This window comes from Novosphingobium sp. YAF33 (genome assembly GCF_052113265.1).
GTDB lineage: Bacteria > Pseudomonadota > Alphaproteobacteria > Sphingomonadales > Sphingomonadaceae > Novosphingobium.
Map to the genome: position 1 here is coordinate 48,286 of NZ_JBFRCW010000018.1, position 24,845 is coordinate 73,130.

A 24,845-nucleotide genomic window follows, 5' to 3' on the forward strand; every position below is an offset into this window, starting at 1 on the left:
CCCATGGCTCGATCCGCCAAGACTTCGCTTTTCACCGCAGACCTGATCCTCCCCGCGATCGGCGATGCGTTCCGCAAGCTCGACCCGCGCGAACTGATCCGCAATCCGGTGATGTTCACCACTGCCGTCGTCGCCGTCCTGCTCACGATCCTGCTGATCGCCGGGCATGACGGACTGGCCGCCGGCTTCAAGATCCAGCTCGTGCTCTGGCTCTGGCTGACCGTGCTGTTCGGCACGTTTGCCGAGGCGCTGGCCGAAGGGCGCGGCAAGGCGCAGGCCGCGTCCCTGCGCGCCGCCAAGGCCGAACTGACCGCCAGGCGGCTGAAGGGAGACGGCCTCGGCGCGGACGACCGCTACGAGGAAGTGCCCGCCAGCGCCCTGCGGCGCGGCGACGTGGTACTGGTCCGGACCGGCGACCTCATCCCCTCCGACGGCGAAGTGATCGCGGGCGTCGCCTCGGTCAACGAGGCCGCCATCACCGGCGAGAGCGCCCCCGTCATCCGCGAGGCAGGCGGCGACCGCTCGGCCGTGACCGCCGGCACCCGCGTGATCTCGGACGAGATCCGCGTGCGTGTCACCGTCCATCCCGGCCAGGGGTTCCTCGACCGCATGATCGCGCTGGTCGAAGGCGCGGAACGCCAGAAGACCCCCAACGAGATCGCGCTGACCCTGCTGCTGGTGGGCCTGACCATCATCTTCCTGATCGCCGTGGGCACGATTCCGGGCTTTGCCAGCTATGCCGGCGGCACGGTGCCGGTGGCGATCCTGGCCGCCCTGCTCATCACCCTGATCCCCACCACCATCGCCGCGCTGCTTTCCGCCATCGGCATTGCGGGGATGGACCGTCTGGTGCGCTTCAACGTGCTCGCCAAGTCCGGCCGCGCGGTCGAGGCGGCGGGAGACATCGACGTGCTGCTGCTCGACAAGACGGGCACGATCACCGTGGGAGACCGCCAGGCCAGCGAGTTCCGCCCGGTCGGCGGCGCCACCATGGCCGAACTGGCCGAAGCCGCGCTGCTCGCCAGCCTGGCCGACGAGACGCCGGAAGGGCGGTCGATCGTCCTGCTCGCCCGCGAGACATGCGGACCTGGCCCGGACGCGCTGCCCGAAGGTGCGACCGTCATACCCTTCACGGCGCAGACCCGCATTTCCGGCATCGACACCGATGAACGCATGGTTCGCAAGGGCGCGGTCCAGGCGATCCTGCGCGCCCATCCCGAGGCCGCCGCCACCGCCGCCGCCACCGAATTACGCCGCGTGACGGACGAGATCGGCCGGGCGGGCGGCACCCCGCTGGCCGTCGCTGCGAACGGCCGCCTGCTGGGCGCGATCTTCCTCAAGGACATCGTCAAGGCCGGCATCCGCGAACGCTTCGGCGAACTGCGCGCCATGGGCATCCGCACCGTCATGATCACCGGCGACAATCCCCTGACCGCCGCCGCGATCGCTGCCGAGGCCGGGGTGGACGACTTCCTGGCCGAGGCCACGCCGGGGGACAAACTGGCGCTGATCCGCAAGGAACAGCAAGGCGGACGCCTGGTCGCCATGTGCGGAGACGGCACCAACGACGCACCGGCACTGGCGCAGGCGGACGTGGGCGTCGCCATGAACACCGGTACCCAGGCCGCGCGCGAAGCGGGCAACATGGTCGATCTCGACAGCGACCCCACCAAGCTGATCGAAGTCGTGGGCCTCGGCAAACAGCTGCTGATGACGCGCGGCGCCCTGACGACGTTCTCGGTCGCCAACGACGTCGCCAAGTATTTCGCGATCATTCCCGCCATGTTCGTGGCGCTCTATCCGGGGCTCGGCGTGCTCAACGTCATGCGCCTCGGCACCCCGGAAAGCGCGATCCTTTCGGCGATCGTCTTCAACGCCCTGATCATCCCCTGCCTGGTGCCGCTGGCGCTGCGGGGCGTGACGTATCGGCCGATGGGCGCCGGCCCGCTGCTGGCGCGCAACCTGGCGCTCTACGGGCTGGGCGGACTGATCGCCCCCTTCATCGGCATCAAGCTCATCGACATGGCCGTGAACGGCCTGGGCCTCGCCTGAGGAGACATGGAATGAACCGGGATATCCTTTCGTCGCTGCGTCCGGCCCTCGTGATGGCAGTGCTTTTCGCGCTGCTGCTGGGCCTCGCCTATCCGCTGGCCATCACCGGACTGGGGCAGTTCCTGTTCCCCGCCCAGGCGGGCGGCAGCCTGATCGCGGAACGCGGCAGGATCGTCGGCTCCTCCGTGGTGGGGCAGGCCTTCATTACGGAACGCTACTTCCACACCCGCCCCTCGGCAGCGGGCAAGGGCTACGACGGCCTTGCCTCCTCCGGATCGAACCTCGGCCCCGCCTCGCGCGTGCTGGCCGAGCGCGTGGGGGACGACATTCACGCGCTGCAGACTGCGGCACCCGGTCGACCCGTTCCATCCGACCTGGTGACCACCTCCGCCTCGGGGCTCGATCCCGACATCAGCCCCGAGGCGGCCTTTTACCAGGTGGACCGCGTCGCCCGCGTCCGCAACCTCGATCGCGCGGCGGTCGAGACCCTGGTCGAAAAGTCCGTCGAGCGGCCGATCCTGGGCTTTCTGGGCGAACCGCGCGTGAACGTCCTGATGCTCAATCGGCGGCTCGATGCCATCGGCCGCAAGCCCGTGCCGTGACCGAAGCCGATCGGCCTTCACCCGAAGCCCTCCTGCGCGCCGCGGCGCGGGAGGGACGCGGCCGCCTCAAGATCTTCCTCGGCGCCGCGCCGGGGGTGGGCAAGACCTGGGAAATGCTGACCGAAGGCCGCCAGCGTCGGGATGCCGGCGCCGACGTCATCGTGGGCGTCGCCGAAACCCATGGCCGGCGGGACACCGAGGCACTTCTGGGCGGCCACGAGATCATCCCCCGGCGACAGGTCGATCACCGGGGCCATGCGCTGGACGAGATGGACCTCGACGCCATTCTCGAACGCTGTCCCGGCCTGGTGCTGGTCGACGAACTGGCGCACAGCAATGCGCCCGGCAGCCGCCATCCCAAGCGCTATCAGGACGTGGTGGAGCTGCTCGACGCCGGGATCGACGTCTATTCCACGCTGAACATCCAGCACGTCGAGAGCCTGAACGACGTCGTCGCCTCCTTCACCCGCGTCCGCGTGCGCGAGACGGTGCCGGATTCGATCCTCGAACAGGCCGAGATCGAAGTGGTGGACATTCCCCCGGACGAGCTGATCGAGCGGCTGCGGGACGGCAAGGTCTATATCCCGCATGAGGCGACGCGGGCTCTCGGCCACTTCTTCTCGAAATCCAACCTCACGGCCTTGCGCGAACTGGCTCTGCGCCGCGCGGCCCAGGCGGTCGACGCGCAGATGCTGGAGCACCTGCGCGCCCATGCCCTCGCGGGCAGTTTCGCCGCGGGCGACCGGATCATGGTCGCCATCGGCGCGGATGCCCACGCGGCCGGGCTGGTTCGCGCGGGCAAGCGCCTGGCCGATGCGCTGAGGGCGCCCTGGAGCGCGGTCCATATCGAGACCCGGCGCGACCGCCAGTTCCGCGAGGAAGATCGCCGCCGGTTGGCCGAAGCACTGGCGCTGGCCTCCCGGCTCGGCGCGTCCACCGCCAGCATTCCGGCCGTCGGTGTAGTCGAAGGGCTGCGCGACTTCGCCCGGCAGGAACGGGCGACCCAGTTGGTGATCGGCCAGATCGCGACTGGCCAGATCCTGACTGGCCAGATCCTGCCCGGAAAGTCTCACCGCTCCCACTGGCGCGTGCGGCGGCGCGGATCGGCGGTGGACCGTCTGCTGGGCAGCATCGGCGACGTGGCGATCCATGTCCTGCCGTTCGCGGCGGAGCCCGTTCCGCGAGGCCGGAGAGAACGTGGCCCGCGCCGACGCTGGGGGCCGCCGTCGCACTATCTCTGGTCCCTGCTCATGGTCGCCGCAGTGACCGCGGCCGGGCGAGTGCTCGTCGAAGTGCTCGATCTTGGCAATATCGCGTTGCTGTTCCTGGTGCCGGTCATGTTCGCCGCCGCGACATTCGGCCTGCGCGCCGGACTGTTCACCGGGCTCGCGGCCAGCCTCGCCTACAATTTCTTCTTCCTGCCGCCCACCGGCACACTGACGGTCAGCAACCCGGAGAACGTCGTCTCCATCCTCGTCCTCCTGGGCGTGGCCTTTGCCACCAGCCAGTTCGCAGCCCGCGTCCACGCGCAGGCGGAGCTTGCCGGATCGAGCGCGCGCCAGAACGCCGCGCTGGCCGGCTTCTCGCGCCGGCTCACCGCCGCGGCGACGCAGGAGGCGCTGCTCCAGGCGATCTGCGCGGAAGTCGCCCGGCTGCTCGACGTGAAGACGGTGCTGCTGCTCCCCACCCCCCAGGGCCCCGAGCTTCGCGCCGCCTTTCCGCCCGAGGACCGACTGGGGCAGATCGAGATGGCCGCCGCGCAGTGGGCGCTGGACAGGGGTTTGCCCGCCGGACGCGGCTCCGCCACGCTGACCGCATCGGACTGGCTGTTTCACCCGCTGCGCACCGCGCGCGGTGTCCTTGGCGTACTCGGGATCGCCCGGAGCGACGCCCGCGACCCGCTCCGGTCCGACCGACTGCCCCTGTTGATGAGCCTGCTCGATCAGGCCTCCATCGCTTTCGACCGCATGGCGCTGGAAACGGAGCATTCGCAGGCGCCCCGGATCGCCGCGCCGGACGGGTTGAACGCGGCCTTGCTTTCCGCGCTGGACCAGGATCTGCGCAGCCCCCTCTCCGCAATCGTCGCCGCGGCCCGGGACATGAAGCGCCGTCCCTCGGCAGACCTGGCAGGCTTCATCGAAGCCGAGGCCGCCCGGCTCGACCGCCTGGCAGCTGCGCTCATCGATCTGGCCCGCCTGGAAACCGGCGCCCTGCCCGTACAAGCCGAAGCGACGGACCTGTTCGGCGCCGTCGCGGATGCCTTGCACGAAACCCGCCGGTCACGGCAGGATTCCGGCGTGACCATAGACATCGCGCCCGGCATGCCCCCCGTGCGGGTCGACCCGGTGCTTCTGCGCCATTGCCTCGTCATCCTGCTGGACAGCGCCGGCGGCGCCGCGGAACGGGAACTCCTGATCCGCTGCCGCCGCCTGCCCGACGCGATCACGCTCTCGATAATCGGGGCCGCGCCTCACCACGCCACCGGGTCCGCGCGCGTTCAGGGCATTGTGAAAGCCTTCGCCCGGGCTATGGATCTGTCGGTGGAAGCGGCGGGCGATGACGCGGCCCCGGGCCCCGGCTTCACCATTCGTATTCCCGCAGCGCTGATCGGCGTGCCTCTCGATAGCAAGGACCTTCCATGACGGCCCCGAAAGTCCTCATCGTCGACGACGAACCGCACATTCGCTCCCTCGTGCAGAGGGCCATGGCGGACGCGGACTATGCCGTTGTGGCGGCGGAAAACGCGCGCGAGGCGCTGGAACTGCTGGCGCAGGAGGAGCCGGACCTCGTCCTGCTCGATCTCGGCCTGCCCGATCGCGATGGCCTGGAACTGGTGCCGCTGATCAAGCGACATGGCGACAAGGCGCTCATCGTCATTTCGGCCCGCGACGCGGTAGAGGAAAAGGTCGCCGCGCTCGACCTTGGTGCTGACGACTATCTCACCAAACCCTTCGACATCGCCGAACTGCTCGCCCGCGCCCGCGCGGCGCTGCGAGGCAGAATGACACGCGGCAGCGGGAACGGCCGCGTTCTCGTGATAGGCGATCTCTCGATCGACCTGGCCTCGCGCCGGATCGTGAAGGGCGGCCGCGAAGTCCGCCTGACCCCCAAGGAATATGCCGTGCTGTCCCAGCTCGCGGAATTCCCCGGCCGGGTCATCACTCACGACCGGATCATGGCACGAGTCTGGCCCGACGCCGCAGAACGCCATGTCGAATACTTGCGCGTCCTGGTCCGGGCCTTGCGCCAGAAGCTGGAAACCGACCCCCAGCGCCCGCGGATCATCGGCAACGACGCGGGCATCGGCTACCGCCTGCGCCTTGCGGAAGACCTCTGATACCGCGTTCCGCGTTCCTAGCCACTCGCCACTCGCCACCGGCCGATCAGGCGCGGTTGGTGAAGCCTTCGACGTTCTTCGTGACGACCGCGGGGCCGGTGAGCGCGCGAACCTCCACGCCTTGCAGCGATACGTTGCGCACGGGGAGTTCGCTTGCCCCGGCGATCGCGCAGACCGAGCGGGCATGGCCGACTTGCACGTCCCGAACGTGAAGCCCGTCGATGGGGGTCAGCTTGCGGACATACGTGGGCAGCAGGGTCTTCCACTGGTAGAGCACGTCCGTCTCCACGGCCAGAACGCTACCGGCCAGCGTCGTGGCCGTGACGTTCGACATGTGGATGTTGCGGACGAAGCCGCCCCGGCGCTCGTTGGTCTTGACGAACAGCAGGTTGTCGATCGGCACTGCCGTGCCGTCCTTCTTCTGCCCGTCTCCCACGAAGTGGCAGTTGTCGACCCAGACGTTCTCGATCCCTGCCGATAGCTCGCTGCCGATCGCCATCAGTTGATGGCCGTTCACGATGCGGCAATTGCGCATGACGATGTTCTTCGCGGGCACGCCCAGTCGCCAGGCGTCCATGTCGCGTCCCGATTTCACCGATACTGCATCGTCGCCCTGGTCGAACTGGCAATCCTCGATCAGCACGTTCTGGCTCATCTCCGGATCCACGCCGTCGTTGTTGTGGCCATGCGCGTGGATCCTGACCCGGCGGATGACCACGTCGCGGCAAAGCAGCGGATGCAGGGTCCAGAACGGGCTGCCCTCTATCGAAATGTCCTCCACCAGCACGTTGCGGCAGCGGTTGAACTGGATGAAATGCGGCCGCAGGTTGTTCTCACCCACCGCCATCTGCCGCTCGGCCACCGGCCTGTCGCTGCGCGCCATTTGATAGAGCGCGATCAATGCGTCCATATGCGCCTTGGGGCGGGCGTACCACCGGCTCCAAAGCTCAAGTTTCGCCTGGAGCTTCCCCGGCCCGCTGATCGCGACGTTGTGGCACCCATAAGCATAGATCAACGGCGAATAGTTGTAGCATTCGATACCTTCCCACGATGTCTGCACCGCTGGCAGATAGTCCTGCGGATCGTCGGAAAAGAGCAGCGTCGCGCCTTTCGCCAGGTGAAGATTGACGTTGCTGCGGAGGTGGATCCTGCCGGTCGGCCACAGGCCCGGCGGAACCAGTACCGTGCCGGCCCCCGCAGCGCTGGCCGCTGCCACCGCCTTGTCGATGGCCATGCCGGTGCGCTGCTGGTCGTCCTGCCGCGCGCCGAAATCGGTGATCGGGAAGATCCGGCTCGCGGAGAAATCGGGCACCTCGATATCGGGCATGGCAAAAGGCGCCTTCACGCGCACACGCCGCTGCCGCGGGGCCGTTCCGCCAGCGGCAGCGAGGGCGGGCATGGTCAGCAGCGGCGCGGCGCTCGCCGCCTGGAGCAATGTGCGGCGGGAAAGGATGCGGTTCAACGGCCTGGCTCCTGATCAGCTTCGATAGATGGGCACATGGCGAGCACCCGGCACGAACGGCGCCGGCTCCGGCCCGCGCAGCGGCTTGACGATGATGTTCGCGAACCAGGGACGACTGACCCGGTCGGCTGTCTGCCCGACCAGCAAGCCGGCCATGCCCTTTCCGTAAAGCCCGTCCCGCGCCGTGAGCACGGGCTTGCCGTCCAGCAGGGCCGTGATCTCTTCGCCCTGAAAGCGCAGGCCCAGGTCATGCCAGCGGCCCGGACGCAGCGTCGGCACGGCGCCATGGGCGAGCAGCAACTCGCCCCCCTGCGAGGCGCCCGCCGCCTTGCCGAGAAGCGCCTGCTGTTCGGCATCGCCGACCGGGGCCTTGGGATCCTTCTTCCCGCGAATGGCGACCAGACGGCAATGGCCCCCGTCGGCGACTTCAAAGAAATAGCCCTTGGGGATGAAGCCATAGCCGGTGCCGACATGGTTGATCCGCCCCATGATGCCTGCGACATCCCCGGCGCCAAGCCAGACCCGGCTCGCGATCTCGTAATCGGACCATGCCGCGTCGCCCAGGATCGTATAGGGCCGCCAATCCGGCGCCCAGGAGATCGTGGGCACCGGCACGACCTGCCGCAGACACTGGCCCTTGCCGTCGGGCCGGTCGGTGAGTTCGAAGACGCCGGCGATATCGGCCGTATATCGCGGCAGGTACCCGCTCGCTTGCGGCGCGGGATAGTCGCCGAAGCGGTCGTGATAGGGAAAGGGAAAGGCTTTCGGCGCCGGGATATCGGAGAAGGCGCCCTTCTGCTGGCCGGTGGTGGTCGACAGCGAGTAGATCGCGTCCGGCTCCAGCATGACCGAGACGCTGCCGCCTTGCGGGTGGAGATCCGCCTGCCGGGCGAACTGATCGCGTGCGGTGCTGCGCCAGAGGCAGAGCGGCCGGCGCACAAGCCCCGGGCCGATGTCCAGCCGGATGCGCTGCTGCCCTTGAGCGCCCTTCGTCTCGATGATCGTGCTGAAGTTGCCGTCCGGCGATTTCAGCGTGACGAAAGAGCCGCCTTTCGCCAGCACCCCGCTGCCGCCCGGCACGTAAGTCCAGCCGATCTCGGTGAACTGCCCGTAATGCGCATAGCCCCAGAGCGCCTCGCGCACCCGGTAGTGCCCGCTCCATGGCTCGTGCGCCAGCAGGGCTGCGGGGTCTTCGGCGTAAGGCTCCAGCGGATAGAGCGCGGCGATGTCATACCAGTTGACGATCTTGGTCGCGCCGCTGTCGATATAATTGCGATTGAAGCATTCGACGATGCCCAGGGCGCAGTCGAAACCCTTCTTGTAGACGTGGTCCTCGCTGTTCCAGATCGGCTTGCCCATCGCCCTGGCGGCCGCGCGTACCTCCGGCGTGGTCTTGAAGTTGGAATGGAACGTGTGAGCGCTGATGATGTCGATCGAGTCCCGCAGCTCCTTGTCGGCCAGCATTTGCGGCACGAAATCCAGCTTCCATTCGGGCCAGTTGTCGAAGGCATGCAATTTGACCTGCCCGAAACCGCGCGTTCTCAGCGCCGTCTTGAAAGCCTTGGCGAAAGCGAAGGAGACGCCCTTTTCGTTGCGGACGCCGATCGCGTCCAACTCAAGCCCGTGAATGCTGCGCAGGCCCTCCAGCCATTTGAGGTAATAGTCGACGGTATCGGCCGAGAAGAACTTGGCGTCGCCCTGTCCCGGCATTTTGTCGAAGTGCCCCCCCGCATCCCCCAGCCAGCCGGGCGCGCTCCAGGCCGTGGCATCGAGACTGAGACCGGGATTGCGCGCCTTCGCCTCCTTCATGATCCACCAGGTGTAGCCGCGGCCGTAATCCAGATCGTCCCGCGCGTGCATGTGGCTGGGCATGGACCCCTGGGTGGCATTGCCGTCGCCGGGGATCTCCACGAGCAGGGCGCTGACCGATGCGCCGAACCTGGGCTTGAAAAGCAAGTCGAGGATCTGGCTGCGCTGCGGCTCGGGATAGTCCTTGAGCAGCACGGAAGTGGCACCGCCGCCGTTCACCACGCCGATCCCCTCGAAGCGCTCGCCCGGCCGGTCCCCCCGCAGCCTCAACCGGGTTTCGCCAGGCTCCACGCTTTCGCGTGCCATCGCGGGGAAGCTGCGCAAAGCGGCATAATGCAGGGCGGCAAAGGCGCCGACCAGGAGGTGCCGGCGCCTGCCGCTATCGACCGTGCCGTCTGCTTGCCGCGGCCATTTCCGCATCCTCTACCCTTCTCCGCCGCAACGTCACGCAGTCCCTGACCGCGCCCGCAGGATCGTTTGTGCCAACGCTGGCACAACCAAGGCTGGCACAATTGAAAGGGCTGCACAATCGCTCTTGTGCCGCGGAACGCCGCAAAGCGGCCGAAAGGCGGATCAGCGGCTGGAGAGCGGCTTTGGCGAAGGGCGGCGCCGCGGCCGTCTGAACCAGAACGACCACAGGGTGAAAGTACCCAGCATGGCAAGGCCGAGGCCGGAGAGCGTCATGACCAGGCGAAACGGCAAGCCGCCCACTTTTCCGGCATGAAGCGGGTAGAGCGCATTGTACGCCGTCACCCTGCCGGAGAGATCGGCGGCGTCGCGGGCCGCGACGATGCGGCCGGTGTCCGCCGCGAACCATACCGTCGTGCGGCCGTTCGGCAACCATTCCCCCGGACCGCGCATCCGCAGGGTTATCAGCCCGCCATCGGCGCGCGGCAGGGCAAGGCTGCGCACTTCCGCAGCGGGGAAGCGCCCGCGCGCGGCGCGGATCATCGCTGCCCAGTCGAGATCGTCGGCCAGCGCGGCTGCCGGTGCAGTGGGCGGCTTCAGCGCCCGGTCGATCTCGCCGGGCGCGCCCGGGCCGAGGATGACGGCGGCCAGCGGCCGGAACACGAGCACCGTGCCGGTCACCAGCGAGAGTGCCAGCAAGGGGGCGATGACGATGCCCAGGTCGCGGTGCTGGCGCACGATGGACGGGCGCGTCATGCGGGCAGGCCAGAGCCGGAACTCGAATGTCCGGCGCGTCCGCCACCACAGGATGGTCCCGCTGATGACGAAGAACAGGCCGCAGAGACCGGCGATCCCGATCACGGTTTCGCCCTCTTCGCCCGCGAACAAGTGCTGGTGGAAATCGGAGAGCCACAGTTCGGGCCGTGCCCACTGGCTGCTCCAGTCGAGCACCGGATCGCCGGCCTGCGTGACATAGGCCCCGGCGCCGCCCTTGTAGGCCAGCCGGTCCAGCCCGAAGTCCGCATTGGCGAAGGTGATCGACTGCGGCCGCCTGGCCGGATCGGCCATGAGCCTGGCGGCCGTCGCCGCCAGAACTTGCGTGCCCTGCACTTGCGCGTCGCCGGCATGAGGCAGCGCGACCCAGGCATCCCGATGGACGAGGATCGCGCCCGTCAGCCCCATGATCGCCAGCAGCAGGCCGACCAGCCCCCCGGTCCAGCGATGCAGGGTGTCCAGCAGCTTCATCAGAAGCGGTAATCCCAACTCAGCGTGAAGTTGCGGCCGCGACCGGCGAAGAAATGGGCATTGTCGGTCGGGCGCACCGTCTGGGTGTAGTAGTCGATGTAGAAGGTGTCGAAGATATTCTGCGCCGCCAGCGTCACGCCGCCGAAGCGCGTATCGTAGCGCAAGCTGAGGTCGGTAACGTCGTACCCGCCGAAGCTGTAGGTCTCGTTGTAATCACCCGGCGCCCGTTCGAACTTGTTCGAAAGGAAGAACTGGGTCTGGACCCGTGCCGAGACGGCGCCCTGGCGGTAGCTGGCCGCCAGGTTGAGGCGATCGGGCGAGATGTTTGCCCCGTCGAGATCGCGGTCGACTTTGTCGATGCCGTCGTCCGAACCGTCGGTGCGCCCGATGAGGTGGGCATAGCCGGTGGAAAGCGTCAGCCCCGGCACCGGGGTCTGGGCCGAGAGGTTGATCTCCAGCCCCTGGATCTCGACGCGCTGGCGCTGCACCTCGAACACGCCGCCGCTCTGCACCAGCAGCGAGCCGTTCTTGCTGGTCGACCAGAAATAGGCCGCGCTGGCATCCAGCGGACCGCGCTTCACCTCGACGCCCAGTTCGCGGTTGTTCGACACGATCGGGCTGATGTTGACGTAGTTGTCGATGTCGACGCCGGGCCGGCTGACAGCGCGCGCGATGCGGCCGACGTCGGGCACCGTATAGCCCTCGGCATAGCTGGCATAGGCGCGGATGCCCTTCCACGGCTCCAGGATGACGCCGCCGTTGAGCAGGTTGTCGCTGAACTTCGGCGTGCCGCCCGAAACCGCAAAGCCGCCGCCGTAGCTGGCGAGCGTGCGATAATCCTCGACGGTGATCCGCACGTCCTCATGGCGCACGCCGGCCGCAAGGTGCAGCACGTCGTCCAGCAGGGCGAGGTTGAACTGCGCGAAAGGCGCCAGGCTGCGATATTCCGCCGGCGGCACCCACGAACGATCCGTGGCGATCAGGCGCTGCTCGGTCTTGTCGAACAGCACGTCGAGACCGACGATGACGGTCAGCGCCTCCAGGCCGGGCACCTTGCGTTCGTAGGAGAACTTGCCGCCAAATTTGCGGCTGCGGTTCTGGGACTGGTCGAACAGGGTTCCCAGCGGGGCGATCGCGGCATCCTGGAACGTGGCGATCGGGGCGATCTCACCGCCGTAAGTGTCGCGCGAACGGTTGAGGAAGCCCTGAAGCATCAGGTTGCCACCCCAGAGCGCGGTATCCGTATAGGTCAGCGCCGCACTTTCCGTGCGATTGGTGGCCGGCACGCCCGGCGGGGTGCCTCGAACCGAGGTCGTGGGCAGGTTGCGCGTGTAGTCCCCATTGGCGGAGACGTAGTCGCCCTCGCCCTTGAGCTGAAAGCGGTTGACCATGAGATCCAACCGCGCCGTATCCGATACCGCATAACCGAAGCGGCCGAACACCGACCACGAGCGGCTGTCCTGAGTCTCGCCCTGGGTCAGGTCGGTGCCGATGCGATCCCCGTGCCCATCGTAGAACACGCCGCGCTTTTCGAAGGCCCCGCCGACCGTGGCGTCGAAGCGCCCCTGCCGCCAGCCGACCAGGCCGGCGACTTTGCCGCCCATGCCGTCATCGCTGAAGCCCGTGTCCGAATTCCCCTGCACCAGCACGCGCCCGGAAATCCCGTCCTGCCGGGGCGGTCCCACCGTCACCTGGTTGACGATGCCGCCGGTGCCGCCGATCCCCTGCAGGGCGTTGGAACCGTAGATCACTTCCACGCGGTCGACGAAGAACGGATCTATCGAGAACCCGTCACGCGCGCCGTCGCGCAGCGGTGCCGTTTGCGGAATGCCGTTGATGGCATAGAGCGGCGAGCGCCCGCGCAGCGTCTCTCCCGCGCCGGACAGCTTCTGCCGGGTGGGCGAAAACGAAGGCGTAAGCGCCGAAACCGCATCGACGATAGAGCCGCCGATGGCCACCTGCTGGCTGAGCGCGGCGTTGTCGATCACGTCGACCGTCATCGGCAGGGTGTTGATCGGCAGCGCGGTGCGGGCCGCCGTGACCACGATCCCTTCGTCCAGCCCCTGGTCCGGTCTGAATTCCTGCGCAGCGACGGGCGCCGCGGTCAGCACAAGCGGCAAGACGAGCATCGAATGACGGATCATGATTTTTTGAGGCCTCCCTTATCGGGCGGCCTTCTAACGCCATCCCCCTCGAATGCAAGTCACTCGCATTAGCGACTGCAGCCAAGTGACAGCGGGAAGCGGCCCGAGGGCAGCAAGGGCTGCGCGAAGGCCCTTCATGTCGCTTCAGGTTCCTCTCGGATTACGCGATACCGCGCCTGTCGTCGCCGGCCACACGCGGCGGGCGAAAGACATGCCGGAGCGGCCCCGACTCTCGAAGGCGAGAGCGAGGCCGCTCCGTTCATGCTCAGCGCTTGGGGCGCTTCACTTGCAGCGCCTTACCGGTCCAGCGCACTTCGGCGTCGAACGTGGTGGCTTCGGCCACGCTCTGGCCCGGGGCGATCCACTTGACGCGAACCGTGCGGTTCTGCGGCATGCCGACATAGCCCTTACCCTCACGCGCGCCGATGTTGACGGTGCCGCTGGCATCGTCATAGCGCACCGGAATGCGTTCCCACGCACCGTCGCGGTACTGCTGCGAACGGCCGTCATCGTTGTAGACCGAGAACGCTCCATTGGTGCCGGTGTAGACCACCAGCGTAATCGGCGCGTCGGGCTTCTCGTCGGTATACTGCATCACCGGGCCCATCGGCACGATGGAGCCGGCGCGGACGAACAGCGGCATGCGCTCGGCCGGGGCCGAGATGGTGGCGCTGGAGCCGCCCTGATAGGTCTTGCCCGTGCCGAATTCGTACCAGGTCACGCCGGTGCCGGGGAAGTAGACCTCCCGCTCGCGCGCCTGATAGGTAGTGACCGGGGCGACCAGGAAGGCCTTGCCGAACAGGTACTGGTCGTTGGCCTTGCGGGCCTTCGCATCCTCCGGGAAGTCCATGACGAGGCCGCGCATGATCGACCCGTCCTTCTGGTACGTGTCCGCGCCCAGTGTGTAGATGTAGGGCATCAGGCGGTAACGCAGCTCGTCATACCACACCATCGAGGCGCGCATGGGCGACCCTTCGGGCGAGATTTCGTAGATCTCGCGCCAGGGCTGCTCGCCATGGCTGCGGAACAGAGGGCTGAACGCGCCGAACTGGAACCAACGCAAGTTCAGTTCGCGCCATTCGTCGAGGTCCGCCGCCTTGGGCTTTTCCGCCGCAAAGCGCGGTTCGACCGAGAAGCCGCCGATGTCGTGCGTCCAGTTGGCAAGGCCCGACATGCCGGTGTTCACGCCGGCCGAGATCTGCGCGTGCAGGTCGTACCAGCGCGTCGCCACGTCGCCCGACCAGACTGCCGCGCCGTAGCGCTGCAGGCCGCCGAAGCCCGAACGCGTCAGCAGGAACGGACGCACGTCCGGCTTGAAGCCGCGCCAGCCTTCGAAGAACGAACGCGCGTTCATCAGCGGGTAGGAGTTGAAGAACTCCGTCGCCGGACCCATCGCCGTCGGGCCCATCGTATCGATGCGCTTCTCGATCGACAGGTTCGAATGCATGTCGGGTTCGCTGGCGTCCGCCCACCAGGCGTCGAAGCCGAACTTGGCGATGCGATCTTCCACCTGGCGCCAGAAGATCTCGCGGCCCTTGGCCGAGTACGGATCGTAGAAGGTGTTGGCGAAGCCCGGGCCGACCCAGTCCTTGTTACCCTGGCGCAAGTTGCCGTGGTAGATCGCGCCGGCCGCGTCCAGTTCCTTGAAGGTATCCGTGGTCGGATAGAACTTCGGCCAGACCGAGATCATGATGTTGGCATGATCGCCGTGCACCGTGCTGACCATCGCGGCGGGATCGGGGAAGCGGCTGGGGTCGAACTTGTGGCTACCCCAGGAATCGTCCGTCCAGTAGCGCCAGTCGAGCACGATATTGTCCAGCGGATACTGGCGCTTGCGGTATTCCTCCACAACGCCGGTCAGTTCCTTCGCGGTGTCATAGCGCTGGCGCGACTGCCAGAAGCCGTAGACCCACTTGGGCATCATTTCCGACTTGCCGGTCAGCTGGCGATAGCCGGCGATCGCGCCGTCCATATCGCCGCCGGCGCCTTTGTTGTCGCCTCCGGCGATGAACCAGTAATCCTTGTCCCGCGCGACTTCGCTGGTGAACCAGACCGAATGGCGGTCGGCCTCAGGCAGCGGATCGTTGTGGAGCAGCGCCATGTAGCCCGCATTGGGATCCCATTCGATGCGGATGTGCGCGGGCTTGCCCGCCGTCATCGGCACTTCGAAATTGGCGTACCAGGGGTTCCAGTTCTGGCGCCAGCGATCGAGCTTCAACTCACCGTCGACGTAGACCTTGTAGTAGCTGGAACCGTAGAGCTGGAACTTGTGCGTGCCGGTCTTGTCGGGCTGGAGGTCGCCCTCCCACACCACTTTCTGCGTCTGCACGGCGTTACCGGCGGTGTTCTGGCCCTGCTCCGACGCGACCGTCTTGGCTTTGCCGGCTTCCGGCCATTTCGCCTGATCGTCCAGGAACTGGTAGTCCACCGTGGCTTCCTGGCGGGCGACCGCCAGCTTGTCGTCCAGGTAGTACTTGGCGGAGAAGCCCGGCTTGCCGCCGCTCGTCACCTTCATGCCGCCGCCGGGAGCCGATGCGTCGCCTACCAGCGTATAGGCGGCGGGGTTGCCGAAGCGGGTGATGCTCTCGTTATCCCAGAGCAGGCCGTAGCCCTTGCTGGAAACGAGGAAGGGCACGCCGATGTCCATGTTGTGCTGGGCGAGTTCGACGTCCTCGCCATTGTAGTCCATCACCGCCTGCTGGTGCTGGCCAAGGCCGTAGAGGCCTTCGTCGGTGCCGCGGTTGAACTGCTGCGAAACGGTGACGTAGGGAGTGCCGTCCGCCTTGGTCTGGGTGAAGACGGTGGCGGCCGATTCACCCAGCAGTTCCTTGCCCGCCGCGTCCAGGAAGCGCACCTGCCCGCTGGCAAGGTCGATATCGGCGGTGGCCTTCGCGGCCTTCACGGTAACGTGGCCGTCGTTCTGGCTGACGGTGTACCGGCCGGCAGCCGGCGGGTTCGGCGCCATCAAGCTGGCGCTGGCGGCCGGGGCCTGCATACCGCGCGCATGGGCGACGACGTGGAAGATGCCGTCGCCATGCAGGGTCACTTCCACGCGATCGGAAGGGCCGCTCTGCGGGGTGACCGCCACACCGCCCGGTACGTTTTCGACGCCCGCTTCGGCGGCCAGCGCGACTGCCGGCAGCGAAAGGGCGGAGCCCGCCAGCAGTGTTGCCATCGTGAATTGCTTCATGTCATGATCCCCTGCCCGCCTTCAGCGGTCACTTGCGTTTATTTGGAAGAATAGAAGCCGGTGGTGACCTTGATCACCTGCGGCCGGTCGATAAGGTTGATGCCGTAGTCGGTCTGGTCCCCGTTCCAGACGCGCGTGGTCACCCACTTGCCATCCTTGAACGTGCCTTCCTCCACGGCGACGATCACGCCGTTGCTCTCGCCCTTCGCGGGGGAGAAATTCACGCGTACGTGATCGCCCATGATCAGGTATTCGGTGTCCGAAAGCTGGGCCACGGCCATGCCGCCCACCGGCTGGTCGGCCCAGGGTGCGGGCTTGGTGGGGATCCAGGTCCAGTCCTTCTGGCCGAACTGCCACTGGCCCCAGTCGGCGGAGATCTTCCACTTACCCATCACCGTTTCGCGGGGCGAATTGTCGTCCGGCTTGGCAGTGCCCCAGGTGGGACGCGACGCGGCGATCCGGGCCCAGTCGCTGGCGATCGGGGCCAGCGTGCCATAAGGCAGCGCGAAAGCGGCCAGCGTCTCCTTGTCCAACGCTGTCGCGCCCAGCGGATAGTTGAAGTAGCCGGTGTCATCCATGCCGAACGGCGCGAAACCGATGCCGCCGCGGCCGATGGTGGCCCAGAAGAAGCGCGCGAATTCCTTCGCGTTGCCGATCTCCGGCACCATCAGCGCATTGTCGGGACGGGTATACTTGTCCAGGTACTGGATCACGTTACCGCTGTTGCGGTCGTAGATATCGGGCGCGGCGAAGTCGATCGCGGGCGCGCCGGCCTTCCAGATGTCCAGCACGTCCCACTGCGGGCCGCCGCTGGCGACACCGGTGAGATCAGGAACGTTGGACGGCCCGGCGAGCGAGGCGTTGACGTACATCGGCAGTGGCTTCACCGCCTTGCCCGCCTGCGCCAGCGCATCGACGAACTGGGCGACGTACCAGGTGTTGAACGCGCGCGGTGCCTGCTTGCCGAAGGCCGCTTCCCAAGTGCCGGACTTGCCGGTCTTCTTCGCCAGCGCCGCCGGAATCGGCTTTGCGAACAAGGCATTGGCTTCGGCCGAGAAATCGCGCGGCACGCGGTAGGATCCGGTCTCATTCTCCGGCTGGACCATGATTACGGTGTTCTGCCGGTCATGATCGCGCAGGTATTCCATCACCTTCACGAAAGCGCGCCGGTCGGCAGCCATGGTGTTCTGCGACAGCGGACTGAGCACATAGTGGTCCGAACCGTCGGGCGCCTTCATGCGCGGAAAGCGCTTGTTGTCCAGCTTCACCCACGAAGGCGTGTAGCTGGGGCTGGTGTTCTTCCAGGTGCCGAACCACAGCAGCACCACGCGCTTGTCATGCGCACGCGCGGCGTCGAGCAGTGTCTGGAGGTACGTGAAGTCGAACTTGCCCTCGACCGGTTCCACCTGTTCCCAGGCGACCGGGATTTCCAGCGTGTTCGCGTGGATCGCGTCCAGCACCGGCCAGACGGCATCGAGCGATCCGGCATAGTTGCTGGAATTGTTCGCCTGAGCGCCCAGCATCAGGAACGGCTTGCCGTCCACGATCAACGCGTGACGGCCGTCCCGGCTTTCCATGCGCGGGATCTGCGTTGCGGCATCCTGGGCATGGGCAGGTGTGGCCACGCCAATGGTGGCCACCAGCATGAGCGATGCGATGAAGTCTTTGCTTTTCATTCTGTCCCCTCCGCAGGCCGTGGATCGCCATAGACGATGCCCCGGCCATCCGTGCCAATGTAGATGCGCCCGAACTGGCGCGGGTCGCCGGAAATCACGCGGATGCGCAGACCCCACTGATGGGCCTCGTCATTGATCCGCTGCCACGTTGTGCCGCCGTCGATGGAGCGCCAGACCGCCCGCAGCCCACCGGCCGAGCCCAACGCATAGAGCGCCGCCACATCGCGGCCCGGCGCGGCTTTACCAAGGCCATAGCGTTCGATGGCAATGGCCTGCCCAGTCCGGGTCCAGCTTTCCCCAAAGTCGGTCGAACGATAAAGCACGCCGTTCAGATTGAGCCAGAGCGCGCCCGCCCGGTTGGCATCGGCCAGAATCGGCGCAGGCGCCTCGCGGTTGTTGTTGCGCGCTGAGGAAAGGTCGGCCGGCAGGCCCTTGCCCGCGACCGCATGGAACTGCGCGCCGCCATCATCGCTGCGCACCACGCGATTGTTCGCGAAGTCAATCGCGTAGAAGCGGCGGGCGTCCTGCTTGTCGGCCGTCACACGCACGCGGCTCGGCAAGCCGGTGACGGGTTGCCATGTCGCGCCGCGATCACGGGTGATCCGGGGCTGGTCGGTCTCGACCAGGAAAGTCCCGCCATCGGCTGAGACGGTGATCGCGGCATCGCCCGTCGCTTCCGGCAGCGGGCTGCCGTCAGCATGTGGCGTACCCTGCGGCACGCGCAGCGGCGTCCATGTCGCACCGCCATCCGCCGACCATGCCAGCGAGGTATCGGGCACCACCGGCGCATGCGTATTGCCACTGCGCACCATCACCAGCGGCGCACGGCCGCCGAAGTCCAGCGTATTGGTGTTCGACAAGAACGGATTGACGTGCTGGCTGGCGGGCGAGACGGCAAAGTCGTCGTGCCGGAAACCGCCGATGTCCCCGAAGCCGGAAACCAGATGCGCGCCGCCTGTGGGGCTGACGAATGTGATGATCGCCGTTTGCTCGATCCCCTGAGTCCACGGCGCCCAAGCCATCGTGCCCGGCTTCTGCAATTCGTCGGTGGCATAGACCGTCGCGCCCGTCACATAGGCGGCATGGTTGGCGTCGAACGGGTCGATCGCAAGGCCCGCGATCCAGTGCCCGAAATTCGCCTTACCCCCGAAATCGAGGAACGGCGTTACCGACACATCGCGGGTCGAGCGCTTCCACAATTCGTCCCAATGCGCGCCGCCATCATGGCTGAGCCACACGGTATCGACCGGCTTGCCCCGGTCCACCGTGCTGACGGCGATGGTCTGCGAGTCGGACGCGGCCACCGCAACGCCCATGTAGCCACCAACGGGCGCGTCCGGGCCCTTGATCGGCGTCACGTCGCGCCAAGACCCGCGCGCCGGATCGAAGCGCCACACCGCGCCGCGCGTAATGCCGTTAGGGCCGATGCCGTCGCAATAGGTGATCGTCAGCAGTCCATCGCGCCCGATCACCGCCTTTACCGGCAGCAGATCACTCGCCGGGCCGCCCGCAACGGCGCGCCACGTCCTGCCGCCATCGTCCGACCGGAACAGATGGCGCTCGCCCGGATCGGCGCTGCCCACGAAAACTCGGCCGCGCACTTTGGTATCGAACACCACGAACGAAAGTCCGCCGTGCGTCTCGCGCCGATTGGCCGGCAGCCCCAGCCCCGCGAGCGGGAAGGCATCCAGCTTGCGCCAGTTCGCGCCCGCGTCGTCGCTGGCCCAGAGCCCCTGATGACGTGAGCCGAACAGCAGGCGATCGTGCGCGAACGGATCGATGGCGAGCCGTTCGCCCAGCCCGCGCCCGTTCTCGTTGCCGCCCATCGCGAAAGGCACGCGCGTCTCGCGCCAGGTCTTGCCGTAGTCGGCCGAGCGGAAGATCGCAGCCGGCGCGGACCGGTTCATGCCCGCGGCAAGATAGACCGTTCCGGCATCGACAGGATCGGCGGCGATGCTCTCGATTCCCATGAAGCTGCCTTCGGCAACGCCGTCCTGAAGCGGAATCCACGTCCCGGCGCGCGCATCCCAGCGATAGGCGCCGCCCATGTCGCTGCGCAGCCATGCAAGGCCCCGCTCCACCGGGCTGAACACCAGGCCGGGGGTAAAACCGCCGCCGCCCACGCGCACGCTGCGCCAGTCGTAAGGAACAGCGTCGGAGGACGCCGACGAGAGATGGGTGCCGGCGTCCCTTGCAACGACCGGTCCGCACGCTGCCGCTACTGCGCCAACCGCTGCGATTGCGAACGAAATCGATCGCGCGCTCATTGCCCTACGGATGCCCACGCCCCCATTCATCCTCTCGCTTGAAGAAGCCGACGCGCTCGTTGACGCGCCTTAACATTCATCAGCTCATATCGATAACGCTAACATAACAGAAGAAAAATGACGGTCACGCAAATAGTTCGGCGGCTATTACGGGAGCAGGCCACGACAAGATCAGGAATTTAGATGGCTGTCAGGCCAGGCTGAACCAAGTTAATACCCGTCGCTGAACGGACGCTTCCGCTGCGTTCAGCCCCAGCTGGGCACTGGCGGGCGCATCGCCGGCCGGCGCCTTGGCGCGGCATCGGACTGGCGACGTACCAGCTTGTAATCCACCTCGATCCGCAAGTCGCCGATCTGGTCATTGCGGTCGTTGCGCAGCAATGTCACCAGCAGTTCCACCGCGCGGCGGCTCATCTCCATGATAGGCTGCTGGATCGTGGTAAGCTCGGGCCAAATCGTCGTCGCCAGTGCCACGTCGTCGAAACCGCAGACGGTAAGATCGCCCGGCACGTCCAGACCGCGCCGATGCGCGATTGCCACCGTTGCCGCCGCCATATCGTCGTTGCTGGCAAAGATCGCCGAAGGCTGATCCTCCAGCGAAAGCAGCTCCTCGGCTGCATCCAGCCCGGATCGGTACGTAAAATAACCCTGGGCCACCAGAGCCTCGTCAAAAGGTATCGACGCTTCGGCCAGCGCCTCGCGATAGCCTTCCAGCCGTGCGCCGCTGGCGGAAAGTTCGGGATGGCCGACGATGAAGCCGATCCTGCGGTGACCCAGTTCGATCAGGTGCGCGGTCATCTCGCGCGCCGCGCTGCGATCGTCGATCATGATCGTGGCGATGCCTTCATGCGGCACCGCCGTCGTCACCGCCACGGTGGGCGTGTCCGTCTGGCGCAGGACCAGGAGCACCTCGTTCGCCTCGTTCAGCGGCGGCGGCAGGATCACGCCGTGAATGCCGCCGGCCACCATGCGTTTCGCGGCGAGACCCAGGTCCTCCCCGTCCTCCACTTTCTGGACGATGATCTGCACATCCGAGCGCCCCGCCTCCTCCAGACTGCCCACGACAAAGGCGCTGAGGAATGCCTCCGATGGGTTCGAATAGAGCAGGCCCAGCCGCAGTTGCGACGCACCGGCCAGACTGCGCGCGGCCCGGTTCGGCGCATAGTTGAGCTTCGCGATCGCGGCATTCACGGTATCGCGCGTGGACTGCCGGACTTTCTGCTCGGAGTTGATCACCCGCGAGACGGTCATCATCGACACCCCGGCAAGCGCGGCAACGTCGACGATCGTCGGCGCCTTGGCCTGACGGGGCTTAGAGCTGCGGCGTTTGCGCTCACTTTCGGACATGGTCACCGTCTAGCACGTCTGCTGTCGGTGGAAAGCGGATGCTTGATCGGGGCCGAAAAATCGCATTCGCCGCTTAATGGTAGCGCAATCATCGTCAACGGCTCCGGAGCCCATTTCCAGTTTCCTGCACGGCGGCGCCAGCGCGCTGCTCTCCCGATTCTGCGAATACAGCTTCGGCAATGATCCCGAAAGCGGACCAGAGACAACATGCAAACCATTGCTATAGCGTAAATGGTAACGCTCCCAATTTTGTTGCCCGCGTTTCAAATCTATTCTATCGAATCACATCGAAGATCGCTTGGGGCGACGAGTCTGCAGGAGGGGGCACATTCTCCACTGCAGAGTTCAGGAGGGGAATTATGCGTAAATTGAGCTTTCGCACGCACGCCAGCGTCATTTGCCTTGGCCTTTCGACCGCCGGCATCGTGCCTTGCGCCATGGCGCAGGATGGCACCGCCCAGGAAACGCCGGTCGCCGATACGGACGCCATCGTCGTCACCGGGCGCCGCGCAGCGCTTCAGTCCGCGGATGACCGCAAGAAGAACGCCATATCGATCGTCGACTCGGTGGTCGCTGACGATGCGGGCAAATTGCCCGACAACTCGATCACCGAAGTCCTTCAGCGCGTTCCGGGCGTCACCATAGTCCGCTTCCAGTCGCTGAACGATCCCGATCACTATTCCGCCGAGGGTTCGGGCATCCAGATCCGCGGCCTGTCCGGCGTCGCGTCGCGCCTCAACGGTCGTGACATCTTCAGCGCCAATGGCGGGCGTTCGCTGCAGTTCAGCGACGTCACGCCCGAACTGATGCAGGCTGTCGACGTCTACAAGTCCTCCACGGCCGACCAGATCGAAGGCGGCACCGGCGGTTCGGTCGATCTGCGCACCAAACTGCCCTTCGACTACGGCTACGGCCTGCACTTTGCCGGCACGGCCGACGTCAGCATGGGCGATCTGTCGCAGAAGACGGACTACTCCGCTTCGGGCCTGGTTGCCGGCAAGTTCGACACCGGCATCGGCGATCTCGGCTTCGTATTCGACTACGCGCACAGCCAGTTGTCCACGAAATCGCAGTTCGTCCGCATGGAAGAGTTCTATCGGACGAACATCCAGGGCAATGACTACTTCATCCCGGGCGGCTACACTTACGGCGAGGAAAATTACCAGCGCAAGCGTGACGGCATCTACGGCGCAGTCCAGTGGGCGCCGACTCCCGAACTGACGCTGACCGGCATCTATTTCCAGTCCAAGTACAGCAACACGGACTCCGAATACGGCTCGTTCGTCACTTCGCAGAACCTTGCCGTCGATCCTTCGCAGAGCGTGTTCGACGACAACGGCGGGCTGATTTCGTCGCCCGCGGTATTCCAGCGTGACGCCGCAACGGGCCTGCCTACCGGCGCCGCGATTTCAAGCGGCGGCACTTCCGCTTACTGGGAGGGCAAGAACAAGACCGAGGACATCTCGGGATCGCTGACCTGGGCCCCCACGAGCCTGCCGATCGTGGTGCAGGCTTCCTACCAGCACACCAAGTCCACCGCGACGGTCGATCGCATTTCGGTGTTCCGCACCGTCGACTTCCCCACCAGTTACGGGCTGGACCTGAGCGGCAGCCTGCCGCAGATTTCCGTACCGGCGGGCACTCAGGCCGCGTTGCTCGACCCTGCCAACTATGCCTGGCAGGCGGTCATGCCGCATAACAATGACAACTCCGGCAAGATGGACACCGCCCAGGGCGACCTGACATGGGACGTCGGCGAAGGCTTCTTCAAGTCGGTGAAAGTCGGTGGTCGGTGGTCGAAGCGCACCGAGCGTGACCTGGACAACGGCTACGCCTGGTCCGCGCTGGGCCAAGGCTGGAACGGATCTCCCGTGGTTTCCTTTGCGGATGGCCGTGCGGGCGACTACGAAACCCACGTTTTCAAGAATTTCTTCCGTGGAGACGTTCAGCTACCCGGAACCCAGTATTTCCCCGCCCAGGATTTCATCCGCAACACCAGCGTCCAGGGCTTCTTCGACCTGTACGGCGGCGCGCCGGGACGCACGCCGGGCTTCATTCTGCCCAACGATCAGACCGACTTCAGCACCAAGACGCTGGCTGGCTACGCGATGGTCAATTTCGGCACCAATTGGGGAGAATCCGAGCTGTCGGGTAACGCCGGTGTGCGCGTCGTAAACGTCAAGAATGACAGCACGGGCTATTTCCAGCAGACTTCCACGCAATTTTCGCGCAACGGGGCGATCTTTACGCTCGCCAATGCCGCCGAAATTCGCGACGACGGGGCGGAATATACCCGCGTCCTGCCCGCGGTTAACCTGACTTATGCCCCGGCCGACGCCATCAAGATCCGTGCAGCGTACAACATCACGATGGACAACGCCTCGTTCTACGACTTGCGCGCATCGGGAACCTTGGGCGTGAACACCCTGTCCGGCTCCGGCAACGGAGCGCCCGACACTTTCGCGAACTACACGACGACCAGTGGCGATCCGACCCTCAAGCCCACCATGTCGAACAATTTCGACCTCTCGCTGGAGTGGTATCCCAAGCCCGGCACGACGCTGCACGTCGCCGGCTTCTACAAGCGAATCAAGGACCTTGTCGTATTCGGCGCCGCCCAGCGCCAGGTCACGGTGCAATTCGCCGACGGCACTTCGGAACAGGCCCTCGCCACCACCAACGACGCGCACACCTCCGATGAAACGGCCACGGTCAAGGGCATCGAACTTGGCGGCCGCACGTTCCTCGATCAGCTTCCGGGCTGGCTCGCCGGGATCGGCGTGGAGGCGAACTACACCTTCATCGACAGCAAGAATCCGGGCGACCTCTACTTCGATATCGACGGCGTCCAGCGTAACAACGTTCCGTTGAAGGGGCTTTCAAAGCACAATCTCAACGCCGCCTTCCTCTATGAAAAGGATCCGTTCTCGCTGCGCATCGCTTATAGCTGGCGTTCGAAATATCTGCAGTCGACCACGGCAAGCGGCACGAACAATACTTACACTTATGTGGACGCATCCGGCACATCCAAGAGCGTGGCGACCAACCTTCCGGTTTATGGCGCCAGCTACGGGACGTTGGACGCGGGCCTGACGTTGCGCGTCAACGAGCACTTCAACGTCCAGCTCCAGGCGCAGAACATCCTGAATGCAACCCAGAAGACGCTCATGGGCGGAAACCCCGGAGGCGAACTTTACGGGCGCAGCTGGTTCCAGAGCGATCGTCGCTACCGAATGGGTATCAACGTCACGTTCTGATAAGTACAAGTCGGGCGGACCAGGCGGTCCGCCCGATCTGCGTTGGGGA

General features: G+C 66.1%; 13 protein-coding genes. 5 read left to right on the forward strand and 8 right to left on the reverse strand.

Annotated features, from left to right (window positions below; genetic code table 11):
- The first annotated feature begins 3 nt into the window (after positions 1–3).
- The 4 genes from kdpB to AB4Z00_RS24065 are packed head-to-tail and all read left to right on the forward strand — an operon-like array spanning position 4 to position 5,991.
- Complete coding sequence (kdpB, locus tag AB4Z00_RS24050; protein ID WP_442047521.1) at positions 4–2,052, forward strand: potassium-transporting ATPase subunit KdpB; 2,049 nt, start codon at positions 4–6, stop codon at positions 2,050–2,052.
- Positions 2,053–2,063: 11 nt separating this feature from the next.
- Positions 2,064–2,654 carry a potassium-transporting ATPase subunit KdpC gene (kdpC, locus tag AB4Z00_RS24055; protein ID WP_442047522.1) on the forward strand — a complete coding sequence of 197 codons (591 nt, stop codon included), beginning with the start codon at positions 2,064–2,066 and terminating at the stop codon, positions 2,652–2,654.
- Entirely contained in the window at positions 2,651–5,296 is a 2,646-nt protein-coding gene (locus AB4Z00_RS24060) for a DUF4118 domain-containing protein (RefSeq protein WP_442047523.1), read from the forward strand. The genes kdpC and AB4Z00_RS24060 overlap by 4 nt, the downstream gene beginning before the upstream one ends.
- Entirely contained in the window at positions 5,293–5,991 is a 699-nt protein-coding gene (locus AB4Z00_RS24065) for a response regulator (protein ID WP_442047524.1), read from the forward strand. Before AB4Z00_RS24060 ends, AB4Z00_RS24065 begins: the two co-directional genes overlap by 4 nt.
- A gap of 46 nt (positions 5,992–6,037) precedes the next feature.
- Here the strand turns inward: AB4Z00_RS24065 and AB4Z00_RS24070 are convergent, their stop codons facing one another.
- The 8 genes from AB4Z00_RS24070 to AB4Z00_RS24105 form a co-directional block, all read right to left on the reverse strand.
- Positions 6,038–7,453 (reverse strand): glycoside hydrolase family 28 protein, encoded by a 1,416-nt coding sequence (locus AB4Z00_RS24070; protein WP_442047525.1) that lies wholly within the window; start codon positions 7,451–7,453, stop codon positions 6,038–6,040.
- Positions 7,454–7,468: 15 nt separating this feature from the next.
- The gene (locus tag AB4Z00_RS24075) at positions 7,469–9,682 is read right to left on the reverse strand and encodes a hypothetical protein (protein ID WP_442047526.1); all 2,214 of its coding nucleotides are present in this window, start codon (positions 9,680–9,682) and stop codon (positions 7,469–7,471) included.
- A gap of 153 nt (positions 9,683–9,835) precedes the next feature.
- Positions 9,836–10,915, reverse strand: a complete 1,080-nt coding sequence (locus tag AB4Z00_RS24080) for a PepSY-associated TM helix domain-containing protein (protein ID WP_442047527.1) — start codon at positions 10,913–10,915, stop codon at positions 9,836–9,838.
- Positions 10,915–13,059, reverse strand: a complete 2,145-nt coding sequence (locus AB4Z00_RS24085) for a TonB-dependent receptor (protein ID WP_442047528.1) — start codon at positions 13,057–13,059, stop codon at positions 10,915–10,917. Before AB4Z00_RS24085 ends, AB4Z00_RS24080 begins: the two co-directional genes overlap by 1 nt.
- Positions 13,060–13,324: 265 nt before the next feature.
- Complete coding sequence (locus AB4Z00_RS24090) at positions 13,325–16,249, reverse strand: TIM-barrel domain-containing protein (protein WP_442047529.1); 2,925 nt, start codon at positions 16,247–16,249, stop codon at positions 13,325–13,327.
- Positions 16,250–16,287: 38 nt separating this feature from the next.
- Positions 16,288–17,925 carry a DUF5597 domain-containing protein gene (locus tag AB4Z00_RS24095; RefSeq protein ID WP_442047530.1) on the reverse strand — a complete coding sequence of 546 codons (1,638 nt, stop codon included), beginning with the start codon at positions 17,923–17,925 and terminating at the stop codon, positions 16,288–16,290.
- Entirely contained in the window at positions 17,922–20,192 is a 2,271-nt protein-coding gene (locus AB4Z00_RS24100; protein WP_442047531.1) for a WD40/YVTN/BNR-like repeat-containing protein, read from the reverse strand. Before AB4Z00_RS24100 ends, AB4Z00_RS24095 begins: the two co-directional genes overlap by 4 nt.
- Before the next feature lie 246 nt (positions 20,193–20,438).
- Complete coding sequence (locus AB4Z00_RS24105; RefSeq protein WP_442047532.1) at positions 20,439–21,539, reverse strand: LacI family DNA-binding transcriptional regulator; 1,101 nt, start codon at positions 21,537–21,539, stop codon at positions 20,439–20,441.
- 359 nt (positions 21,540–21,898) lie between these two features.
- Between AB4Z00_RS24105 and AB4Z00_RS24110 the strand changes: the two genes are divergently transcribed.
- Positions 21,899–24,796, forward strand: coding sequence for a TonB-dependent receptor (locus AB4Z00_RS24110; RefSeq protein ID WP_132267111.1), 2,898 nt, complete (start codon positions 21,899–21,901; stop codon positions 24,794–24,796).
- Positions 24,797–24,845 lie beyond the last annotated feature (49 nt).

Bases quoted from the DNA above. Each gene is read 5' to 3' on its own strand.
- kdpB (WP_442047521.1), top strand. From the start codon at position 4: ATGGCTCGATCCGCCAAGACTTCGCTTTTCACCGCAGACCTGATCCTC.
- AB4Z00_RS24105 (WP_442047532.1), bottom strand. From the start codon at position 21,539: ATGTCCGAAAGTGAGCGCAAACGCCGCAGCTCTAAGCCCCGTCAGGCC.
- AB4Z00_RS24085 (WP_442047528.1), bottom strand. From the start codon at position 13,059: ATGATCCGTCATTCGATGCTCGTCTTGCCGCTTGTGCTGACCGCGGCG.
- kdpC (WP_442047522.1), top strand. From the start codon at position 2,064: ATGAACCGGGATATCCTTTCGTCGCTGCGTCCGGCCCTCGTGATGGCA.
- AB4Z00_RS24065 (WP_442047524.1), top strand. From the start codon at position 5,293: ATGACGGCCCCGAAAGTCCTCATCGTCGACGACGAACCGCACATTCGC.
- AB4Z00_RS24100 (WP_442047531.1), bottom strand. From the start codon at position 20,192: ATGAGCGCGCGATCGATTTCGTTCGCAATCGCAGCGGTTGGCGCAGTA.
- AB4Z00_RS24080 (WP_442047527.1), bottom strand. From the start codon at position 10,915: ATGAAGCTGCTGGACACCCTGCATCGCTGGACCGGGGGGCTGGTCGGC.
- AB4Z00_RS24090 (WP_442047529.1), bottom strand. From the start codon at position 16,249: ATGAAGCAATTCACGATGGCAACACTGCTGGCGGGCTCCGCCCTTTCG.
- AB4Z00_RS24095 (WP_442047530.1), bottom strand. From the start codon at position 17,925: ATGAAAAGCAAAGACTTCATCGCATCGCTCATGCTGGTGGCCACCATT.
- AB4Z00_RS24075 (WP_442047526.1), bottom strand. From the start codon at position 9,682: ATGCGGAAATGGCCGCGGCAAGCAGACGGCACGGTCGATAGCGGCAGG.
- AB4Z00_RS24110 (WP_132267111.1), top strand. From the start codon at position 21,899: ATGCGTAAATTGAGCTTTCGCACGCACGCCAGCGTCATTTGCCTTGGC.